General features: G+C 29.6%; 6 protein-coding genes. All 6 read right to left on the reverse strand.

Going from position 1 to position 4,288, the window contains the following annotated elements; genetic code table 11:
* Positions 1–80: 80 nt before the first annotated feature.
* The gene (locus tag BN350_RS17670; RefSeq protein WP_028044780.1) at positions 81–797 is read right to left on the reverse strand and encodes an ABC transporter permease; all 717 of its coding nucleotides are present in this window, start codon (positions 795–797) and stop codon (positions 81–83) included.
* Positions 797–1,711 carry a hypothetical protein gene (locus tag BN350_RS17675; RefSeq protein ID WP_028044781.1) on the reverse strand — a complete coding sequence of 305 codons (915 nt, stop codon included), beginning with the start codon at positions 1,709–1,711 and terminating at the stop codon, positions 797–799. Before BN350_RS17675 ends, BN350_RS17670 begins: the two co-directional genes overlap by 1 nt.
* A 109-nt stretch (positions 1,712–1,820) precedes the next feature.
* Positions 1,821–2,573 carry a hypothetical protein gene (locus BN350_RS17680; RefSeq protein ID WP_028044782.1) on the reverse strand — a complete coding sequence of 251 codons (753 nt, stop codon included), beginning with the start codon at positions 2,571–2,573 and terminating at the stop codon, positions 1,821–1,823.
* 44 nt (positions 2,574–2,617) lie between these two features.
* On the reverse strand, positions 2,618–3,379 hold the full coding sequence (locus BN350_RS17685) for a hypothetical protein (protein WP_028044783.1): 762 nt from the start codon (positions 3,377–3,379) through the stop codon (positions 2,618–2,620).
* 22 nt (positions 3,380–3,401) lie between these two features.
* A complete protein-coding gene (locus tag BN350_RS20100) occupies positions 3,402–3,983 on the reverse strand; it encodes a DMP19 family protein (RefSeq protein ID WP_049945613.1) in 582 nt (193 codons plus the stop codon).
* A 63-nt stretch (positions 3,984–4,046) separates the two neighbouring features.
* Positions 4,047–4,288 (reverse strand): Rieske 2Fe-2S domain-containing protein (locus BN350_RS19760; RefSeq protein ID WP_044600456.1); only part of this gene is annotated, 242 nt, incomplete at its 5' end.

Genomic DNA, 4,288 nt, shown 5'->3' on the forward strand with positions numbered 1-4,288 from the left:
ATAAATTTATTTTTAGCTTATTTATATAATTTTAGAGAAATCAGATTTTGTCTCAATATAACAACAAAAATAGAAAAAGCTCATTCTTTGTGAATAAGCTTGTTTAATAAAAAATCTATAAATAATATCATAATAACCAGCCATAAAGTCCAGGAAAAGACACCAATCATGTCAAATTGAATCCTAGCAAAATTAATTGCTCTCCCAACACCATAAGGAAGTCCTGCCAATATTTCAGCCATAACCGCTACTTTCACGCCCAAACTTAAAGCACTTTTCATTCCAGATAAAAAGTTTGGCATAATTAGTGGTAAATAAACATGAAACATTTTATCAAAGAAAGGCGGTTGATATAAACGAATAACATCTCTAAGATCACTTTCAATATTCTGAAAGCCTGCAATAAAATGGTGATAGAGTAATGGAAAGACAACCAAAAATAAAACAATATATACAGTTTGTAATGAGGAAGCCCACAACAAAACTAAAATAACAAATGAAATATTAGGAACCGCCTGTAATATCGACAGCACTGGCGAAATATATTCTTCTACAATCTTTACACGATATGCTAAATATGCCAACCCAAACGCTACAATCCCACTAATACCCACAACAATCACAACATGTGATAACGTTATAAAAAGTGTTATGTAGAAAGAACTACTTTTTAGCATTTCAAACATTCTTAATAAGGTCGCCAGTGGATAAGGAATAATAATATCATTGTGAACAGCAACTGCCAATAATTGCCATATCAAGAAAAGATAAACAGTTAAATGAATCTTATGTTTCATTATTTTGCTAACATATTATCATTAAATTCAATTTGAAAGGCTTTTAATATGACTTCAATATCACTTTTGACAGTTGCTGCATCTTTATAATGAATATTTTGATTCTTCCATGTTTTAGATGCAATAGCAGCATTTGGTACTCCAAATGTTTCAGCCCCAATTTCATTAATTAATGTTTCTATTTGATTATCTTCTTTAATAGCCTCATTATTTGTAAAAGTATCAATCTTAGATAATAAGTCTTTAACATCTTCTTTGTTCTTTACAAAAATAGCTGCTTGAGGATAACCTGTCTGTTCTAACCCAGATTGTTTTTGATAAAGTTCCTGTAACGAAGCTATAATTTTTAAAGTACTTCCACTTTGTTTTGCTTTCGATATAGTTGCAGTAGCAGCTGGTTCAGCCATTAATGCATATTGACATTTGCCAGCCAGCACTTGTGCCTGCACATCACTCACAGCATTATAATATGTCACTTTAGCATTTTTCATGATATCATTTGAATCTTTTACAATATTAAAAATCTTTCCAGGAACAGCCTGTTCTCCAAAAGCAGCCAATGTATTATTATCCACTGCTTCATTTTCTACTAAGTATAAATTCCCCCAAGTCAAAACACCCGCTAATTTATACTCAGTCTTATTTTTAACTAACAACTGACATCCTAAATTAATTGGCGCAATAATAGCATCATATTCACTTTCACTTTTTATCAATTCACTACTAAGAAGATCACTTCCCTCAACTATATTAATTTTACCATCCTTCTTAGTTATTTCATCATAAACTCCTAAAAGAGATAAAGCTGGTGCACCATTAGGTGTTAAGACTTTCAATGCTTTTGTGTCATTTGATGATGTACATCCTGCTAATACAAAGCTCATCATCAATATCATAGATAATATTTTCTTCATAAATTTCCTCCTCATATATAATATTATTATATTACTTTTTTTAAAACATTACTATGAATATGAAAAAGTTCTCAAAACGTCATAAAAGGGAATGCGTTATCATTCCCTTTTATCTATATGATTTTATTTGATTAGCAGTGTATACAAAATAATACAACCTTTCCTCCTCAGTGCTTACATCATCCTGATAAATATTTAATTTCCAATTATCTTTCATCAATTCATACCCACTCACCTGATTAGATAATCTCATTTCATTAAAATCTTCATAAGCATAATCATAATGAAAATAATTTCCAATTTGATTAATAACATCCGTATTAACTAAATTACTATATTGTATACCATTATCTGTATAACCATTAATCTCAAACTGGCTCGTATTGATCTCATTGTTTTCAAAAGAATGAATTATTCGATAACCAATACCATCAACATGATACGAAATCCCAAATTGAGCAAACACTCTATCGTTTTCCTTAAAATAATATTCTTCTATATGCGGATCATATACAGAAAAATTTTTAGCAAGTTCTTGTTCAGCCTCTAAGGCCAGAGCAATCGTCCCATTATCATATCCTTTATCTATAGCAGATTGAAACGTTAACCCTTCCTTATTCTTAAAAAGCACAGAGAATGCAACACTCACTACAAAACATCCAACCCCAAAAACAATAATAACTAACCCTATGATTTTTTTCATTTTATTAATATCAAAACTTCTTTTAGCACTGTATTGAATATGCTCATGCCTTGTTGATTCCATATCATAATGACTCGCATATTGACCATATTTATATCCACAGTTTGGACACTCATAACTCCCTATTACAATTTTTGTTCCACAAACATCACATTTCATACTATATCCTCCGTATATAGTATAAAGGACTATGTTAAAATATGTTATCTATTTTTATTTATTTTCGAATAATCAATATCAATAGAAACATTAAATGAGTATTCTGATTCACTTTCCTGGTTTTCAATAATAGAAATTTCTGGGTTTTCTTGATTTATATAAATGCATCTTTTTTGATCATTTTTATCTTTTGCCATTTTCTCTCTTGCTTTATTTAATAGAGAATAAGCTTGATTAATTTCTATGTAATCTCCCATTTTATTCATTATTGTTTCATCTATTGGTATGTTTGATAATGTCTGGATACTCTTATTATTTGTTCCATACACTTCTAATCTACTTGTTTTCAGTTGTTTATTAACTACTGAATATGAAATACTATACTGATTACTCTCAAGCATTCCTTCGACATAAAAACACACAATTGTTGTATTTCCATCACTTAAACAATACTGACTTGACTTAATATTTTGTAAATCAAGCGCATTATAAATAAACTCTTCAACATCTTTTTGCTTATCAATAGCAACTTGAATGCTGCCATCATCATATCCTCTATCAATCGTTTGTTGATAAGTCAGCCTTTCTATAGGTCCACTTGACCTAGGTGCAAAATCATATGCAGCTAAAACATAAATAAGAATAATCAAAATAATACTACCACAAATCAATAATGCTTTTTTGTTATGATCATTTCTTTTCTTAGTCTGTACAATTTCTTGATGGGTTACTTCTAATTTATTCCCACATTCCGGACATTCAACTTCACCAGTTGGTATTTCTGTACCACAAACTTCACATTTCATCAATGACACCTCTTTCTTTCCTTTAATCAGTAAAAGAATCTTTATGGATGTTTACATAATGAACGATATAGTCATAATATTCTTTTTCATGTAAATCATAATATTGATCATCTCGTTTTCCCAATGCATCTGATAGTACCTTATTTTCATATGCTTCTACTTTTTCATTAGGATATAAATTTAATGCATTTGATAAATATGAATATGAATAATTTAATGATGATTCTTTTAAAACAGCTAATGTTACTGTTACATTTTCATAACTATTATAGATAAATTGTTCAATTCCTCCATTCCCAACCTCTGCATTAAAATCGTACAACAAGTAAAAGTTTTTTTCTACCTCATTACATTGATTGAATTCCATACCATATTCGCATTTATCACTTAATCGCATATAAAGAGCCGACAAAACATTCTCATCAACTTCTTGCGATAAAATCTCTTTCATACTCATTTTACTATAAGATTCAGACTGTTTAAGAACACTTAGTAAATTATTATATATTTGCTGATCTTCTGAATTAGATTTTAAGAAAATATAAAATCCACTCACAATGATAAGTCCTAAGAAACATATAACGATCATATGTTTTATCTGCACCTCAAACATCCCCTTTTTCTTTATTATACTTTGTTTTCTAAGCAAAGGAAAGACCAGAATAGTCTATTCTCTATTCTGGTCTTTGGGTTTTAATGGATATAAACTAGGACCTTCCATCAATTGTCCATATGCATTATAAACAGATTGATGACATGGACATCTCCACGTTTGATCTTTTTGATTAAATTCAACAATACATTTTAGATGAGGACAATAAGGCGAAAAATAATGTAGGTTCCCTTTCTTATCCTTATACACAGCAGTTAATTTACCATTGACTTTTGTAATCATTCCATTTTGCTTTT

It is taken from the genome of Candidatus Stoquefichus massiliensis AP9 (assembly GCF_000455285.1).
Taxonomy (GTDB): Bacteria; Bacillota_I; Bacilli_A; order Erysipelotrichales; family Coprobacillaceae; genus Stoquefichus; species Stoquefichus massiliensis.

What these genes read in the sequence shown, in the direction of transcription:
- BN350_RS17670 (WP_028044780.1), bottom strand. Translation starts at nt 797, where the DNA reads ATGAAACATAAGATTCATTTAACTGTTTATCTTTTCTTGATATGGCAA.
- BN350_RS17675 (WP_028044781.1), bottom strand. Translation starts at nt 1,711, where the DNA reads ATGAAGAAAATATTATCTATGATATTGATGATGAGCTTTGTATTAGCA.
- BN350_RS17680 (WP_028044782.1), bottom strand. Translation starts at nt 2,573, where the DNA reads ATGAAATGTGATGTTTGTGGAACAAAAATTGTAATAGGGAGTTATGAG.
- BN350_RS17685 (WP_028044783.1), bottom strand. Translation starts at nt 3,379, where the DNA reads ATGAAATGTGAAGTTTGTGGTACAGAAATACCAACTGGTGAAGTTGAA.